Consider the following 14,327-nt stretch of genomic DNA (forward strand, 5'->3'; position numbering starts at 1 on the left):
CAGAGGGAAGCGCGCTAGCCGCGGGCGGCGAGCGGAGCGGTGTCACGCGCGACCCGCTCGTAAAAGCCGCGATACGCCGCACTCGGCCGCAACGACTCGCTTTGCCCGATCACCGTCTCACCGGCACCCAGCAACAGCAACGCACCGGGTTTGAGCGCCTGCGCCAATCGCTCCAGCACTACCTGCCGCACCGCCGGCGTCAGGTAGAACAGCACGTTGCGGCACAGGATCAGGTCATATCGTCCCGGAACTGGATCGGTCGCCAGATTGTGGCGGCGATAACTGATGCCTGTCAGCAGCGCCTTGTTCGCGATCCAGTCACCGTCGTCGCTTTCGAACCAGCGCATCATGCGACGAATCGGCAGGCCACGCTGGATCTCGAATTGCGAGTAACTTGCCATGCGTGCCCGCGCGATGGCGCTTGCCGACACATCGGTGGCGAGGATGTCGGGCGCGGTGCCACCGTCCTCGGCGAACAGCATCGCGAGCGACAACGGCTCCTGACCCGTCGCGCAGGCCGCGCACCAGATGCGCGGGCGTGTGCCCGCCGGCACGGCGCTACGCACCGCCTGCACCGCTGCCTCGATCACGCCCGCATCGCGGAAGAACGACGTTTCATGGTTGAGCAGCGCATCGACGATCCGGTCGCCGATGCGGTGATCGTGTCCGTCGAGCAGCCTTGCGACCAGCGCGTCGGCGTGCGGCAGCGACAATTCGGCGAGCAGCGGACCGAGTGCCGCCTCAAGCCGCCAGGTGCGATTGGCGGCGAGTTGCTGCCCGGTGCGCGCCTCCAGCAGCGCGGACAGGACGGCGGTCGCGCCTGCGCTCGGCGGCTCGCTGCGAACGGCCACGCTCATGGTCGACCGTTGGCGGTGATGAAACCCGCGATCTGATCGGGTGACAGCACCGCGTGCGCCAACCCCTCGCCCGCCACCGCACCCGGCATGCCCCAGACGACCGAGGAGGCACGGTCCTGCACCACCACGGTGCCGCCGCTGGCGCGCACCTGCCGTGCGCCGTCCAGTCCGTCGCGCCCCATCCCGCTCAACACCACCGCCAGCAACCGCTCGCGATAGATCGCCGCGAGCGATGCGAACATCGGGTCGACCGCGGGCAGATTGCCGGTCGTGGCCGGCTCGCGCGACAGGCGGAGCGCCGCCGTGCCGTCGCCCAGCGACCGGGCGACGACGTGCGCGTCACCCGGGGCAACGACGATCTGTCCGGGCAGCAGACGCGTGCACTCGCTCGCAACCGTGCACACCCGGCCCGATGCCGTGGTGATCTGATCCGCGAAGAAGGTTGAGAAACTGCTCGGCAGATGCTGGGTCACGACGATGGGGCGCTGCATCGTCTCCGGGATCGCACGCAGGACGCTGGTCAACGCGTGGATGCCGCCTGTCGAGGCGCCGATCGCGACCACATCGAAGGGGTAAGCGGGCCGGGTCCACGCGCGCGACACAGGAACCGCGATGGCCTCTGCCTCGGTCAATCCATCGAGTTTGGCGAGCAGCGTGTCCGCGAACCGCGTCCCCATCGTCGCCGCGCCCGGCTTGACCAGCGTGTCCGCCGCGCCGAGTGCCAACGCCTCCACCGCGTGCGCCGCTCCGTCCGCCGCCGACCCCGACACGATCAGCACCTTCGCGCCGCGCGCCGCGCGCAGCAGATCGGGCAAGGCCGCCAGTCCGCTGGTCCGCGGCATTTCGATATCGAGCAGGAGCAGCTCGACGCTCGTTTGGCGCAACAGCACCAGCGCCTCCGACGCGCTCGCACACATGCCGGCCACGCGGTAGCGGCCGCTCTCCGCAACCATCCGCGACAAGGCCGCGCGCGCGACCGCCGAATCGTCGACGATCATCACGCGCGGCACAGGGACGCATGACGTCGCTGGTCGTTCGAGGGAGCATGACGACGCCATGGCGCGTGTCCGTGTCCGATTCAGGCGACGCCGACGATCTGGAGCTTGCTTTCCAGCGTTTCGCGGTCGAACGGCTTCATGACATATTCATCCGCCCCCGCCTCGATCGCGGCGCGAATGTGCGCCATGCCGTTTTCGGTGGTGCAGAACACGACCTTCGGCCGCTTCGCCAGCGTCTCGTCGCCCAATGCGCGCAGGAACTCCATCCCGCTCATCACCGGCATGTTCCAGTCGAGCAGCACCACATCGGGTTGGTGCGCGTGGCATTGCGCCAGCGCCTCGCGACCATCCGCCGCCTCCGCCACCGCGAAGTTCAGCGTCTCCAGGATGTGGCGCGCGACCTTGCGGATGACCTTTGAGTCGTCGACGATCAGGCAGGTTTTCATGCGGTTACTCGACTTGCATCGTTGTTCAGAGACCTTGGCAGACAGGCGTAAGTGTCGCGTTAACGGAAGCCGAAGCGATCAAGCGGCGGCCAGTTCGACCAGTCGCTTCACATCCAGCAACATCAGCGTCTCGCCGCTGCCCTCCGCCACCCCGCGCACGGCCGACCAGCCGCCCTCCAGCGCCATGCCGGCGGGCGGCGGCGCGATCGTCACCGTCGCGACATCCTCAAGCGTGTCGACCGCGATCGCGTACAGGTGACCATCGACCATCGTCACGACACCGCGCGACGCGGCTTGATCGTCGCCCGGCAGGTCGAGCACGCGGCGCGTCTCGATCACGGTGGCGACACGACTGCGCAAGGCCGCGAGCCCACGGATCGTCGCCGGCGCACCGGGTGCCGGCTGCACCGCGGGCAGGTCGACCACGGAATCGATCTGCGCGGCGTCGAACAGGATGCCACGGCCCGCGACGTGCGCGAGCAGGTGAAGCGTCGGCTCGTTCATGCGCGGAGTTCCTGCAACGCGGCGACCAGGGCGGCACGGTCACCCCGGTAAAGCCCGGAGCCGGCATGTCGGCTCAATCGGATGACGCGGCCCGGCGCGGTTCCCGCCTCTTCCTCCATCGCCAACGCGACTGCGACCGGGCTGCCGGGTCGGGTGTGGCGCACGACCTGATACCCCGCCGCCTCGATCGTCGGACGCAGGAAGGCTTCCATCCAGCCGCTCTCGCTACCATGAAGCAGGCACAGCGGCCGTGTTGCGGGTGCCGCCGCGACGTCGAAGAGCGTGAGCGGATCGACCAGCTCGATCGGCTCGTCTGCCAACATCACAAGCGTGGTGCCGTCCGGTCCTTCGATCGTTTCCTCCGGCAGGTCGACGATCTCGATCGCTTCGATGACTGGATAGGCCATCTCACGTCCGTCGAGTTGCAGGCGCAGGATTGTCCTGATCGCCGCCGGATCGGCGGCGCGCGTGATCGAGACCGGCACCGCCGCGCCGTCGCGCGTCACCCACCAGCGACCGGCTGCAAGCGACAGCGCATCGGCCGGAACCTGCTCGATCCGGCCGACCGCCTCCGCCGCGATCAGTCGGGTGCGCCCGTCGACGTCGCGGAACAGCAACGCGCGCGGTGCCTCGACCACGACCTCCGCCTCCACGACCACCTCCTGCCGCTCAAATCGCAAGCCTGCGCGTGCGGCGATCCCGGCGGCATCGAGCAACAGGATCGGCATGCCGTCGTCCGGCAGCATCTGCCCGGCGTAGATGCCTGCGGCCATGACCGCGGGCGCGGCCGGCTTGACCACCAGTTCCTGCGTCTCGACGACCCCGCTGATGCCCAACGCGAACATGCCCTCGCGCAACGACAGGATCGCGACCAGCGTCACTTGCTCCGGCTTGGCGAGCCCCAGCAGCGACGGCAGGTCGACCATCGGCATGCGTCGCCCGCGCACGACCGCCATCGCATGTGCGCCGAACCGTTCGATCCGCAGCGCGCCCTGCTCGACCGCGACGATTTCCTCGACTACCTGCCGCGACAGCGCGAACCGCGTGCCCGCCGCCTCGACGATCACCGCGTTCAGGATCGCAAGCGTCAGCGGCACCTCGATCGTGACGGTCAGGCCGCGCCCGGGCTCGTTCTTCAGCGCGATCCGCCCGCCGATCTGTTCGACGTTCGCCTTGACGACATCCATCCCCACGCCGCGCCCGGAAATGTCGCTCGCTTCCTCGCGCGTCGTCAGCCCGGGTTCGAAGATCAGGTCAAGCCGGCGCGCTTCGCTCCATCCGGCGATCTCGCTTGCGCGGCTCGGCTGGGCGCGAATGGCCTTTTCTACAAGCCGATCCGCATCGATCCCGCGCCCGTCGTCAACGATCTCGATGACGATCAGATTGCCCGCCTGCCGTGCGGCGACGCGGAGCGTTCCGGCCACCGGCTTGCGCGCGAAGACGCGGTCGGCGCGTGCCTCGATCCCGTGATCGATCGCGTTGCGGACCATGTGCGCCAGCGGATCGCGCAGCATCTCGATCATCTCGCGGTCAAGCTCGACATCGCCGCCCTCAATCACCAGCGACACGATCTTGCCGACCGCCGCTGCAGTATCGCGGACCATGCGCGGCAATGCCTGGAACAGCGCATCGATCCGCTGCATCCGCGTCAGCGTCACAGTTTCGCGCAGCTCCGCCACCGTCATCGACAGTCGCTCGAGCATCGCCTCGAGCTTCGGATCGCCCGCGTCCCGCAGCTGCCGCGCGACCTGATTGCGCGCCAGCACCATGTCCGACACACCGCTCATCATCCGGTCGAGCAGGTCAACCGACAGTCGCACGGTTCGCTTGGGTGCGCGCGCCGACTTGCCGGGTATTATGGCGGTGCCGTGCGCTTCGGCATCAACGGTCGGTGAGGCCGCTACACGCTGGTCCAGCTGGGCGATCAACGCCGCCTCGTCGCCGTCGTCGAGCGGCTGCCCCGCATCGATCGCCTCGACGATCTCGCCGATCCGATCAACGATCGCGAGGATGGCCGACACGGTTGCGGCATCGGGTTGACGCGTACCCGAGCGGACGGCCGACAGCACATCCTCGGCCGCGTGGCTCAATCGGGCAAGGCGCGGCAGGTCGAGGAAGCCGCAGCTTCCCTTGATCGTGTGGACAAAGCGGAAGATCGCGCCCAGCCGCGCCTGATCGCTCGGATCGCGCTCCCAGCCGACGATCTCGCCCGAGAGCGCTTCCAGCGTCTCGCGCGTCTCGGCAATGAATTCCTGCAGCAGATCGTCCATGCGGCCTCGATGTCCCAGACCGCCGGCATGGCACGATTAGGTTAAGAGCGGCTTAGGAGCCGCCCCTACCATCGCGATACGCGCTCACCGCGAGGACGGGAGCGTCGCCCCGAACATTAGCGAACCGTCCTCCGCTTCGCTCACCACGACAGAACCGCCCGCTTCGTCGGCGATCGCGTGCACCATATAGGCAGCCGCTGCGCGCGGGGTGACCGCATCGTCGGCGGCTCCGTCGACGAGCACAGCGCGCAGGTCGGGATCGAGCACGATGCGTGGCCCCTCTGCGTGCAGCACGATTTCGGTCAGCCCGTCGCTGTCCTCCGCCCCGATCGTCAACCGGCCACCACGCAGCAGCGCATCGCCCGCGATCATCGACAGGTTCAACAGCACCTTGATCGCCGATTTGGTCAGGTCGGCGCGTTCGACCACCCAGTTCAGCGTCAACCGCTTGTTGTCGCCGAGCAGCCCCTCGATCGCGATCTGCGCCTCGCGCGTGTCGACCCGCTCGCCGAACCCGCCAGCCGCGCCAAAGGCCAGCCGGAAGAACTTGAGCTTGTTCGCCGATACCCGCGCGCTTTCGTTGAGCAATTCCATGCAGCGCGCACGCATCGCCGGATCGGTCTCGTCCGCAAGCAACTCCAGCCCGTTGTTGAGCGCGCCCACCGGCGACAACAGGTCGTGGCACAACCGTGAGCAGAGCAGGCTGCCGAAATCGACCGGACTGATGGCCATGGATGATCCTTGGGATGCGCGGAACTGATGCAGGCGTTGTGACCGCTGCGCGGTAGCGGCGCAAGCAGGGTTAATGCGGTCTTATTCCGCCGTGACGACCAGTTCGACCGGATCGAAGCGCCCGTGCAGCGCCCCGTGCTCCACCGCGCGCCATGCCGCCAACTGGCCCGCTCCGACGATGATCCAGACCGCCCCGTCCGCGGCCGCCTCCCTCGCGTCGGTCCGTGACGGACACATGTCGCCGGTCGGATGGGAGTGATAATGACCGATCACGCTCGACCCTCCCTTCCTCGCCGCGCGCCACGCCGCGATCAGCGCGGCGGGATCGAGCTCGAACCGCGTCGCCGGCTCGCGGCTGACGTTCGCGCATCCCTCGACCGCGGCGATCCGCCCTACCCCGCCCAACAACAGTCCGCACACTTCCGCGCGCGACGCCGCGGCGTGATCCAAGATTCGTTGCCGATCCGTAATTGAAATTTTCACTCTCATCGCCATCTAGGATGCAGCATGGACCGGGGGGTTTCCATCATCGAAGCGACGATCGCCTCGGCTGCCGACGGCTGGCGGCTCGATCGTGCGCTGGCGGACGCGGTTCCGACCCTGTCGCGTGAGCGGTTGAAGGTGCTGATTAACGCCGGACTGGTCTCGCAGGGCGAGACGCTGGTGCGCGATCCGGCACGAAAGTCGCGCGGTGGCGAACGGTTCAGCGTCGCCGTGCCCGCCCCCGCCCCGGCGCACAACGAGGCGCAGGACATTCCGCTCGTCGTCGCGTTCGAGGACGAGCATTTGATCGTCGTCGACAAACCTGCCGGGCTGGTCGTCCATCCAGCCGCGGGCAATCTCGACGGGACGCTCGTCAATGCGCTGCTCCACCACTGCGGCGGCAGCCTGTCGGGGATCGGCGGCGTCGCCCGGCCCGGCATTGTCCACCGTATCGACAAGGACACGTCCGGACTGATGGTCGCGGCCAAGACCGACCGCGCACATGAGGGGCTGGCGAAGCAGTTCGCCGCGCATTCGATCGACCGCCGCTACCACGCGATCGTCGCCGGGCGACCGATGCCGGCGGCAGGAAGCGTCGACGCCCCACTCGCGCGGAGCCCGCAGAACCGCAAAAAGGTCGCGATCGTTGCCGGCGGAAAGCGCGCCCTGACGCATTACCGCACCCTGCACAGCTTGCGTGAGGCGGCAATGGTTGAGTGTCGGCTCGAGACCGGCCGCACGCATCAGGTCCGCGTCCACATGGCATCGCTTGGCCATTCCTTGCTGGGCGACCCGGTTTATGGTAGAACAAAACAGGCTCACAAGGGCGTGTTGGACACGCTGAACTTCCGTCGGCAGGCGCTGCACGCCACCCGGTTGGGGTTCGTTCATCCGATTTCGACCGCCACGATGGCGTTCGACAGCCCGATGCCCGCCGACATGCAGGAACTGTTCAGGCGGCTTGACGTATAGGATCGGACCACGCGTGCTGCACCGCAATGGGACAGCAAAGGTGCGTTCTCCGCGAGAAAGGGAGACACAAAGGATCATGGCAAAAGGCAGCAACGTCCCGGCGACGATCCCGGCGCTCGGCGGCGAGCAAAGCCTCAACCGCTACCTGTCCGAGATCAAAAAATTTCCGATCCTAGCGCCCGAGCAGGAGTTCATGCTCGCTAAGCGGTTCCAGGAGCATGGCGACACCGATGCGGCGGCGCAGCTTGTCACCAGCCACCTGCGCCTCGTCGCGAAGATCGCGATGGGTTATCGCGGCTACGGCCTGCCAACGTCCGAGTTGATCTCCGAAGGCAACATCGGGCTGATGCAGGGCGTGAAGAAGTTCGAGCCCGATCGTGGCTTCCGTCTTGCAACCTACGCAATGTGGTGGATCCGCGCCTCGATCCAGGAATATATCCTGCGCTCGTGGAGCCTCGTGAAGATGGGCACCACCGCGGCGCAGAAGAAGCTGTTCTTCAACCTGCGCCGCATGAAGGCGCGGCTCGACGCGTTCGAGGACGGCGATCTCAGCCCCGAAAACGTGCAGAAGATCGCGACCGATCTCGGCGTGACCGAGGCCGACGTGGTCAGCATGAACCGCCGCATGGCAATGGGTGGCGACACCTCGCTCAACGTTTCGATGCGCGAGGACGGCGAGGGTCAGTGGCAGGATTGGCTGCAGGACGATGCGCCGCTGCAGGACAAGGTGGTCGCCGACCAGCAGGAAGCGGACGTGCGCCACGACATGCTGGTCAACGCGATGGAGGACCTGAACGACCGCGAGAAGCACATCCTGACCGAGCGTCGCCTGACCGACGATCCCAAGACGCTGGAGGAGTTGAGCCAGGTCTACGGCGTCAGCCGCGAGCGCGTGCGGCAGATCGAAGTGCGCGCGTTCGAGAAACTGCAACGCGCGATGATGCGGCTGGCAGGCGAGAAGCGACTGCTGACCGCTTGACGGATCGCCGGCCGACCGGTCTTCTTTCCTGCAAACGGGGGGGTGAACCATGTGGCGGTCGATCAAACAGGTGTACGGCGGCGCTGCCCGGTTCGCGCGAGCGGCGCCGCTATTGTTTCTGGTGCCGGTGCTGATCGAGTTGGCGCAGCACATCGTCGAAGTGCAATCCGGCATGTACGTCAGCCGCGACGTGGCGCGCGCGGTGGCAAGCGATCCGGTGCGCATGGCCTTCGGTTTCGCCAAGATATTAGCGCTGCTGCTACCGGGTTACTGGTTCGTGCGCTTTCTCGCGTTTGAGGGTGACACACGGCGGATGCTCTCGTTCGACGCGCGCGCACTCGGGTTGTTCGCGATCCAATTCGTGCTAGCGGGCAGCGTCCAGTATCTGATGCTGTTCGGACCCTCGCTCAGCGCACTGTTTGGACTCGATGCGCGTTCGGCCTCGGTCGTCACGGCGGTGCTCGCGGTCGCACAGTCGGTGCTCGGCATCTATCTGACCGCCTGGTTCGTCGCCTGGCCGCTCGGCAACGCCAGTCTTGGCCCGCTTCGCTCGTGCGCCGTGATGGCCGGCAGCTTCTGGCGCGCGGTCGTGTACCTGCTCGCGGGCGTTATCCCGCTCATGGCACTGCACTACGCGCTTGGACTTGGCGCGATCGGTCGTCCATCTGCGCTGGTGTGGGTTATGCTCGCGCTCGACGCGATCGTGGTCGGCTGCCTGGCGTTGACGATGAGCGCCGCCAAATATGTTGCCGCGCGCGATGGCGCGATGCGCAAGCAGGTGTCATTGCTCCCTGAGGATCAACCCCAATCGGTGCCGTCGTTTCAGTGAGCACCGACGTCCTCGTCATCGGTGCAGGGGCGGCGGGGATTGCCGCCGCGCGACACCTGCATGACGCAGGCGTCGACACGCTGCTGATCGAGGCGCGTGAGCGGATCGGCGGGCGCGCGCACACGGTGCATTACCGTGACGCCGCGCTCGACCTCGGCTGCGGCTGGCTCCATTCGGCGCGGCGCAACAGCTGGACCGACGTGGCACGCGCGGCCGGCTTCACCATCGCCACCGACACCGCGCGCTGGGGCGACCAGTGGCGCGACCTCGGCTACCCGCCCGACGAGCAGGCCGCGTTCAGTCGTGCTTGGGATGCGTGGGAAGCGCGGGCCCGGACAGCGGCAAGTGGTCCCGACCAACCGCTGTCGGCATTCGTTGCACACGACGATCGTTGGCGCCCGATGCTCGACGCGATCTCGGGCTACGCCAACGGCGCGAACCTCAACGACGTGTCGCTGCACGACTGGCTCGCCTATGAGGATGCCGCGACCGAGGACAATTGGGCGGTGCGCGAGGGCTATGGCACGCTCGTCGCCCAGCACGCCGCGGGAGTAAGGATCCGCACAGGTGTGGTCGCGACCCACGTCGATCATTCCGCTCGGGCGCTGCACGTCTCCACCTCTGCCGGTACGATCACGGCGCGCGTCGTTATCGTCGCGGTGCCGACGACGGTGCTCGCCGACGAACGGCTGTCGTTCACCCCCGCGCTGCCCGACAAGCACCACGCCGCCGCCGCGCTCCCGCTCGGCGTGGCCGACAAGGCGTTTCTGTCCGTCGATCGTGCCGACTGGCCGCACGACGCGCACCTGATCGGCAATCCGTATCGCACCTGCACCGCGAGCCACCGCTTGTCGCCGTTCGGCTGGCCGATGGTGGAGAGCTTCTTTGGCGGCGATTGCGCCGACCAGCTCGAAGACGGCGACGCCGCAGCCTTCGCGATCGACGAACTCGTCGCGCTGCTCGGCAGCGACTGGCGCCCTCGCTTCACGCCGATCACCACGACGCGTTGGCGGCACGAGGCCTGGATCGAGGGCAGCTACTCGCACGCGCGCGTCGGACAGGCGGACCAGCGCGCAATGCTGTCGCAGCCGATCGACGATCGCCTGTTCTTCGCGGGCGAAGCCTGCTCGCCACATGATTTTTCCACAGCACATGGCGCGCGTGACACCGGCCTCATCGCCGCGGCGGCAGCCCTCCGCGCGTTGACGGCTTTGAGCTGAGGCACACGCTTGCAGAGGTGACCATCTCTCATTCGCGCGATCACCCTTCACCCCGCCTGCTCGACCGCGTAGGTTCCGCGCCACCATGACCCGCGTGCTTCTTATCGCTTTCAAGGCAGTCCTGTGGTTCGTCGTTGTGTCGGTCCTGTGGGTCGGCATCTACGCGCTCGTCCCGCCGCCGTTCACCTTCACGATGGCTGGCGACTTGGTGCAGGGCCGCTCGATCACGAAGGATTGGACCCCGCTCGCCGACATCGACCCCGACATGCCGCGCGCAGCGATCGCGGGCGAGGACTCACGGTTCTGCATGCATCACGGATTCGACTGGCGCGCGATCGCAGGCGCGGCGGCACGCAACGCGCAGGGTGGTCGCATCCGCGGCGGTTCGACCATCAGCCAGCAGACGGCGAAAAACGCCTTCCTGTGGCAGGGCGGCGGCTATGTCCGCAAGGCGCTGGAGGCGTGGTTCACGATGCTGATCGAGCTGATCTGGGGCAAGCGCCGGATCATGGAGGTCTACCTTAACCTGGCCGAGACGGGCATCGGCACATATGGCGTCGAGGCGGGATCGATCCGCTACTTCAACCACTCGGCCGCGCGCCTGACGCCGACCGAGGCGGGACGAATCGCGGCGGTGCTACCGCTACCCAAGAAGCGCGAGGCGATTGACCCGCGCGGGTTCGTTCGCCGTCACGGCAACACGCTCGCCGCTCGCATCGGCGTGGTGCGCCGCGACGGGTTTGATGCCTGCCTCAGGTGACCAGGCTGCCATCACGGCAACGCTAGTGATCGGGGCGGCGGCACGGTCACCCTATCGTCGCCCGGTCTATATCTCAGCTATTCTTGTCGATCGCCGCACCGGCCTTGTCTGCGGTCGACCCGACGCTCTTCGCCGCCGACGTGATCGCGTTGTTCTTCGCCATTTCGCTGTTGCTTCCGACAAACAGGAAGTACGCCCCGACGCAGATGACGACGAGAGCGATGAGCCCGATGATCAGCCCGCTGCTCGATCCGCGACGCTCGATCACGGTGGTGTGCGGGGTCTGCGTGATGCGATCTTCGTCCATGCCATCCTCCTGTGATTGGTGATGGCAAAAACCGAGCCGGACAGCACTTGTTCCGCGTGCGTGACGAACGCCGGACACGCGAACGGCGGGGCTGCGTCTCCGCTGCCCCGCCGCACATCGCTGACGATTTGAGGCTATCAGAACGGCAGCTTGAATCCCGGCGGCAGTTGGAGACCGCTGGTCATTTTCGACATTTCAGTCGACGACGCCGCATCCGCCTTCGCGCGCGCGTCGTTCAGCGCGGCAGCGACCAGATCCTCGACCATCTGCTTCTCGCTCGGCTGGAGCAGCGATTCGTCGATCGACACCGCGATGATCCGGCCTTTCGCCGACGCCTTGACCTTGACGAGGCCACCGCCGGCGGTGCCATCAACCTCGATCGTGTCGAGCCCGTCCTGTGCCTTCTGCAATTCGGCCTGGACGTTCTGCGCCATCGCCAGAATGTCGTTCAAATCCTTCACGAGAGACTCCGTTTGGCTGCGGGCGGATCGATGAGCTCCGCCCCGGGAAAAGCGTCGAGCGCCGCCAGTACGGCCGGGCTCTGCGCAACAGCATCGTGACGCGCCTGCACCGCGTCGAGTTCCGCCTCGCGCACCGATGGCGCACCCGGCGCGTCGACCATCGCGACCTTCCACACCCGCCCGGTCGCGTCCTTCAACGCGGTCGCGAGTTCGACCAGCAGGTCGGCCGGCAGCGGACGAGTGTTGCTGAACTCGATCTCGGGCGGCGCGTAGCGGACCAGTCGCGCCGCGTGGCGCAACCGCGCGACCAACGCGATCTGCCCGGCCTGTTCGACCACGTCGAGTGCGTCGGCAAACTCGCGCGGGGTTCGATCGGCGGGCGGGGGCGGGCTCGCGGGTGCCGGCGGAGCGGCGGGTGCAGCAGCAGGTCCGCGCCGTGCCAACTCGCCCGGATCGGGCAGGCCGGCGGCATGGATCACACGCAGCAGCGCCATCTCGGCGGTCTCGATCGGCAACGACGCGCCGCTGACCTCCTCATAGCCCTTGAGCAGCAGCTGCCACAGCCGGTGGAGCACCGGGAACGACATCGCTCCCGCCCACTCGCGATAGGCGGCGCGCTCCTCGACCGGCTGCGCAGGGTCCTCGGTCGAGCCGACCTTGATCAGCGTGATGCCGTGCACTGCCTCGAGCAGCCCGCGCATGACCGTCTGCGGATCGACGCCCAGCGCATATTGCCGCCTAAGCGCCACGAGCGCGTCGGGTGCATTCCCCTCGAGCAACAGCGCGAGCAGGTCACGCACCGCGCCGCGATCGGACAGCCCCAGCATGTCGCGAACGGCTTCGGCGCGCACCGCCCCGCCCTCCAAATCCGCGTGCGCGATCGCCTGGTCGAGGATCGACAATCCGTCACGCGCCGATCCTTCCGCCGCGCGCGCGATTAGCGCCAGCGCCTCGGGCTCGGCCGCCACGCCTTCCGCCTCGGACACGCGCGCGAAATGATCGGCGAGCTTCTCGGCCGGGATACGCCTGAGATCGAAGCGCTGGCAGCGCGACAGGACGGTGATCGGCACCTTGTTCACCTCGGTCGTGGCGAACAGGAACTTCACATGCGCGGGCGGCTCCTCCAGCGTTTTCAACAGCCCGTTGAACGCCGCCTTCGACAGCATGTGGACCTCGTCCACGATGTAGATCTTGAATCGCGCCGATACCGCGGCGTAGCGCGATGCCTCGATGATCTCGCGCACGTCGTCGATGCCGGTATGGCTCGCCGCGTCCATCTCGATCACGTCGATATGGCGCCCTTCCGCGATCGCGCGGCACGGCTCGCACACCCCGCACGGATCGATCGTCGGTCCGCCCTGCCCATCCGGGCCGATGCAGTTGAGCGCTTTCGCGATCAGCCGTGCAGTGGAGGTCTTGCCGACGCCGCGTACCCCGGTCAGCAGGAACGCATGCGCCAGCCGTCCACGGCGGATCGCGTTGGCGAGCGTCGTCACCATCGCGTCCTGCCCGATCAACGCGGAGAAGGTCTGCGGCCGGTACTTGCGCGCGAGAACGCGGTACGTCTCGGGCTTGGCGGATGCCGCCGGCTGGGGTGAAGAGCCGAGGTCGAGGGAGTCGGACATTGCAACCGATGTAGGACGCGGGGGCGCGTTTGTCGAAGGCTGCGTGGAGACGAATGAGCTAGTTCGGTGCGACGGGCGGCGCCGAGACAAAGCCGCCTCGTCGGACGATGCTTCGCGTCGCCGGCCGCGCTTGTTGCTGGAGGCGCCTCGCGCTCTTGCAACTGCGCGGTGAGAGCCGGAACGACCCGCGGCGAAATCGTTGTGGCTGCTTCCTTCCGGACCTGACCAGGTTGGCGACGACCACGTCCGCCCGACTCTCGCGCGCCATATGGCGGAGCCGGGCGGTTGGATCAAGCGATTAGCGGCGGTAGCGCACCGTGCGGCACACCGTCACGCGGCGATGGTTGCGCCAACGCTTCTCGCACACGCGCTTGGTGCGCCAGCGATTGTGGTAGCGCGGGCCATCGTGGCGAACGACGGTGCGCTCACGCACCACCACGCGCTGCTGCGCCGCGGCAGGAGCGGCGCTCGCCGCCACACCGGTGAGCGACAATGCGCCGAGCGCGAGCATGGAAAGCAGTTTCTTCATGGTCTTCTCTCCTCAGTAACGAACACGATAGCAGCGGCGGACGGAGCCATAGCGCGCCGGACGATAGCGGCAGACGGTGCGGAAACGCGGTCCACGCCAGCGGCGATCGTTGCGGTATCCGCGGCCACGGAACCGGCGCGGCGGCGCGTAATATCGGCCACCATGATAGTAGCGGCCCGAATGCCAGCCGCGATCGTCGCGCCAGCGCTGTGCGTCCGCCGCCACCGGCGTCATCGCGCTCGCCGCGACCACGCCGGCCAGGCTCAACATCATCAGCTTCATGCCTCTCACTCCTCTGCTTGCCCCCATGCTGCGCAGAATAGGCCAGCGATGCTGCTGGTTCCGTGAACCGCCC

17 protein-coding genes and 1 other RNA gene are annotated in these 14,327 nt (G+C 67.4%); 5 read left to right on the forward strand and 13 right to left on the reverse strand.

Annotated features, from left to right (window positions below; translation table 11 throughout):
* Positions 1-14: 14 nt before the first annotated feature.
* The 7 genes from SMN802W_RS0108815 to SMN802W_RS0108845 all read right to left on the reverse strand — a co-directional run bounded on the left by SMN802W_RS0108815 (position 15) and on the right by SMN802W_RS0108845 (position 6,257).
* Positions 15-857: a CheR family methyltransferase gene (locus tag SMN802W_RS0108815; RefSeq protein ID WP_019516540.1), complete on the reverse strand. Its 843-nt coding sequence runs from the start codon at positions 855-857 to the stop codon at positions 15-17.
* Positions 854-1,855, reverse strand: coding sequence for a chemotaxis protein CheB (locus tag SMN802W_RS0108820; RefSeq protein WP_037523790.1), 1,002 nt, complete (start codon positions 1,853-1,855; stop codon positions 854-856). The genes SMN802W_RS0108815 and SMN802W_RS0108820 overlap by 4 nt, the downstream gene beginning before the upstream one ends.
* A gap of 80 nt (positions 1,856-1,935) precedes the next feature.
* Positions 1,936-2,301 (reverse strand): response regulator, encoded by a 366-nt coding sequence (locus SMN802W_RS0108825; RefSeq protein WP_019516542.1) that lies wholly within the window; start codon positions 2,299-2,301, stop codon positions 1,936-1,938.
* A gap of 78 nt (positions 2,302-2,379) precedes the next feature.
* On the reverse strand, positions 2,380-2,805 hold the full coding sequence (locus tag SMN802W_RS0108830; protein WP_019516543.1) for a chemotaxis protein CheW: 426 nt from the start codon (positions 2,803-2,805) through the stop codon (positions 2,380-2,382).
* On the reverse strand, positions 2,802-5,075 hold the full coding sequence (locus tag SMN802W_RS0108835; protein WP_019516544.1) for a chemotaxis protein CheA: 2,274 nt from the start codon (positions 5,073-5,075) through the stop codon (positions 2,802-2,804). The genes SMN802W_RS0108830 and SMN802W_RS0108835 overlap by 4 nt, the downstream gene beginning before the upstream one ends.
* 84 nt (positions 5,076-5,159) lie before the next feature.
* Positions 5,160-5,807, reverse strand: a complete 648-nt coding sequence (locus SMN802W_RS0108840; RefSeq protein ID WP_019516545.1) for a histidine phosphotransferase family protein — start codon at positions 5,805-5,807, stop codon at positions 5,160-5,162.
* 81 nt (positions 5,808-5,888) lie between these two features.
* Positions 5,889-6,257: a Mov34/MPN/PAD-1 family protein gene (locus SMN802W_RS0108845; protein WP_019516546.1), complete on the reverse strand. Its 369-nt coding sequence runs from the start codon at positions 6,255-6,257 to the stop codon at positions 5,889-5,891.
* A 57-nt stretch (positions 6,258-6,314) separates the two neighbouring features.
* Here SMN802W_RS0108845 and SMN802W_RS0108850 point away from each other — a divergent pair, with 57 nt between their 5' ends.
* From SMN802W_RS0108850 to mtgA, 5 genes are all read left to right on the forward strand, one after another.
* Positions 6,315-7,262, forward strand: a complete 948-nt coding sequence (locus SMN802W_RS0108850; RefSeq protein ID WP_019516547.1) for an RluA family pseudouridine synthase — start codon at positions 6,315-6,317, stop codon at positions 7,260-7,262.
* Between the two features lie 76 nt (positions 7,263-7,338).
* Positions 7,339-8,241: an RNA polymerase sigma factor RpoH gene (gene rpoH / locus SMN802W_RS0108855; RefSeq protein ID WP_019516548.1), complete on the forward strand. Its 903-nt coding sequence runs from the start codon at positions 7,339-7,341 to the stop codon at positions 8,239-8,241.
* Between the two features lie 49 nt (positions 8,242-8,290).
* Positions 8,291-9,070 (forward strand): hypothetical protein, encoded by a 780-nt coding sequence (locus SMN802W_RS0108860; protein WP_019516549.1) that lies wholly within the window; start codon positions 8,291-8,293, stop codon positions 9,068-9,070.
* Entirely contained in the window at positions 9,067-10,290 is a 1,224-nt protein-coding gene (locus SMN802W_RS0108865; RefSeq protein ID WP_019516550.1) for a flavin monoamine oxidase family protein, read from the forward strand. The genes SMN802W_RS0108860 and SMN802W_RS0108865 overlap by 4 nt, the downstream gene beginning before the upstream one ends.
* Positions 10,291-10,375: 85 nt before the next feature.
* Positions 10,376-11,050 (forward strand): monofunctional biosynthetic peptidoglycan transglycosylase, encoded by a 675-nt coding sequence (gene mtgA / locus SMN802W_RS0108870; RefSeq protein WP_019516551.1) that lies wholly within the window; start codon positions 10,376-10,378, stop codon positions 11,048-11,050.
* Between the two features lie 73 nt (positions 11,051-11,123).
* Here mtgA and SMN802W_RS0108875 read toward each other — a convergent pair whose 3' ends face one another.
* From SMN802W_RS0108875 to SMN802W_RS0108895, 6 genes are all read right to left on the reverse strand, one after another.
* Positions 11,124-11,357: a hypothetical protein gene (locus SMN802W_RS0108875; RefSeq protein WP_019516552.1), complete on the reverse strand. Its 234-nt coding sequence runs from the start codon at positions 11,355-11,357 to the stop codon at positions 11,124-11,126.
* Positions 11,358-11,494: 137 nt separating this feature from the next.
* Positions 11,495-11,818, reverse strand: a complete 324-nt coding sequence (locus SMN802W_RS0108880) for a YbaB/EbfC family nucleoid-associated protein (protein WP_019516553.1) — start codon at positions 11,816-11,818, stop codon at positions 11,495-11,497.
* Positions 11,815-13,443, reverse strand: a complete 1,629-nt coding sequence (locus tag SMN802W_RS0108885; RefSeq protein WP_019516554.1) for a DNA polymerase III subunit gamma/tau — start codon at positions 13,441-13,443, stop codon at positions 11,815-11,817. The genes SMN802W_RS0108880 and SMN802W_RS0108885 overlap by 4 nt, the downstream gene beginning before the upstream one ends.
* 166 nt (positions 13,444-13,609) lie before the next feature.
* Positions 13,610-13,703, reverse strand: an RNA gene (gene ffs, locus SMN802W_RS17935) — signal recognition particle sRNA small type.
* 38 nt (positions 13,704-13,741) lie between these two features.
* The gene (locus SMN802W_RS0108890) at positions 13,742-13,972 is read right to left on the reverse strand and encodes a hypothetical protein (protein WP_019516555.1); all 231 of its coding nucleotides are present in this window, start codon (positions 13,970-13,972) and stop codon (positions 13,742-13,744) included.
* Positions 13,973-13,984: 12 nt separating this feature from the next.
* Positions 13,985-14,254 carry a hypothetical protein gene (locus SMN802W_RS0108895; protein WP_019516556.1) on the reverse strand — a complete coding sequence of 90 codons (270 nt, stop codon included), beginning with the start codon at positions 14,252-14,254 and terminating at the stop codon, positions 13,985-13,987.
* Between the last annotated feature and the right edge of the window lie 73 nt (positions 14,255-14,327).

Source organism: Sphingomonas sp. Mn802worker, assembly GCF_000382485.1.
Lineage (GTDB): Bacteria > Pseudomonadota > Alphaproteobacteria > Sphingomonadales > Sphingomonadaceae > Sphingomonas.

Bases quoted from the DNA above. Each gene is read 5' to 3' on its own strand.
- SMN802W_RS0108815 (WP_019516540.1), bottom strand. From the start codon at position 857: ATGAGCGTGGCCGTTCGCAGCGAGCCGCCGAGCGCAGGCGCGACCGCC.
- SMN802W_RS0108820 (WP_037523790.1), bottom strand. From the start codon at position 1,855: ATGATCGTCGACGATTCGGCGGTCGCGCGCGCGGCCTTGTCGCGGATG.
- SMN802W_RS0108825 (WP_019516542.1), bottom strand. From the start codon at position 2,301: ATGAAAACCTGCCTGATCGTCGACGACTCAAAGGTCATCCGCAAGGTC.
- SMN802W_RS0108830 (WP_019516543.1), bottom strand. From the start codon at position 2,805: ATGAACGAGCCGACGCTTCACCTGCTCGCGCACGTCGCGGGCCGTGGC.
- SMN802W_RS0108835 (WP_019516544.1), bottom strand. From the start codon at position 5,075: ATGGACGATCTGCTGCAGGAATTCATTGCCGAGACGCGCGAGACGCTG.
- SMN802W_RS0108840 (WP_019516545.1), bottom strand. From the start codon at position 5,807: ATGGCCATCAGTCCGGTCGATTTCGGCAGCCTGCTCTGCTCACGGTTG.
- SMN802W_RS0108850 (WP_019516547.1), top strand. From the start codon at position 6,315: ATGGACCGGGGGGTTTCCATCATCGAAGCGACGATCGCCTCGGCTGCC.
- rpoH (WP_019516548.1), top strand. From the start codon at position 7,339: ATGGCAAAAGGCAGCAACGTCCCGGCGACGATCCCGGCGCTCGGCGGC.
- SMN802W_RS0108860 (WP_019516549.1), top strand. From the start codon at position 8,291: ATGTGGCGGTCGATCAAACAGGTGTACGGCGGCGCTGCCCGGTTCGCG.
- mtgA (WP_019516551.1), top strand. From the start codon at position 10,376: ATGACCCGCGTGCTTCTTATCGCTTTCAAGGCAGTCCTGTGGTTCGTC.
- SMN802W_RS0108875 (WP_019516552.1), bottom strand. From the start codon at position 11,357: ATGGACGAAGATCGCATCACGCAGACCCCGCACACCACCGTGATCGAG.
- SMN802W_RS0108885 (WP_019516554.1), bottom strand. From the start codon at position 13,443: ATGTCCGACTCCCTCGACCTCGGCTCTTCACCCCAGCCGGCGGCATCC.
- SMN802W_RS0108890 (WP_019516555.1), bottom strand. From the start codon at position 13,972: ATGAAGAAACTGCTTTCCATGCTCGCGCTCGGCGCATTGTCGCTCACC.
- SMN802W_RS0108895 (WP_019516556.1), bottom strand. From the start codon at position 14,254: ATGAAGCTGATGATGTTGAGCCTGGCCGGCGTGGTCGCGGCGAGCGCG.